Origin of the sequence: Bartonella sp. CB10SXKL (genome assembly GCF_042195515.1) — a bacterium.
Taxonomy (GTDB): domain Bacteria; phylum Pseudomonadota; class Alphaproteobacteria; order Rhizobiales; family Rhizobiaceae; genus Bartonella.
Genome location: NZ_JBHION010000136.1, coordinates 1 through 542 on the forward strand (window position 1 = coordinate 1; position 542 = coordinate 542).

Annotated in this window: 1 pseudogene; it reads right to left on the reverse strand. The window is 50.2% G+C overall.

The annotated features are described in order from the left end of the window. Positions 1-542: pseudogene (locus tag ACFIK3_RS09870) on the reverse strand (PBSX family phage terminase large subunit); the annotation flags it as partial.

Genomic DNA, 542 nt, shown 5'->3' on the forward strand with positions numbered 1-542 from the left:
GGAGGTTCTTCATAAGCCACGCACATCAATCCAAAGGCATCTGCCCCATGACTGGACCAATCATGCTCTGCTCCCAAACCAATATTGCGCTTCTCATCCCATTTCTCATGGTACCAGTTCAGTGCCTTACGTCCTGCGACCGTCATCTCTTCATTGAACCAAACAGAAGGCAAAATACGTCGCACTGCCTCTATTCGCATTTTGACAGCACCAGCCCCTTGATTGGGAATGACCTGCGTTTCAAAACCCGCATCATTTAAAGCACTCTCAAAACTCACATTGTGCACACGGTCTCTGGTCGCCCCATCATGGGGAAGAACCATCAACGCCTTCTCATAACCGTTTTGACGCAACCAGCCTATATGCTCCGATAATGGTTGTCCTTGTGCTTCGTAATAATCAAGCACTCTGATCTCTCTGCCAACAAATTGCGCTATCCATATCGCTGTGGCATCTGCCTTGGCGCCCGTGCCCCCAATATCCCAAAAGGCGCGTATTTGCATTAAAGGATCACGAGCAACGCGCCCTATCCGCCCCTCCTG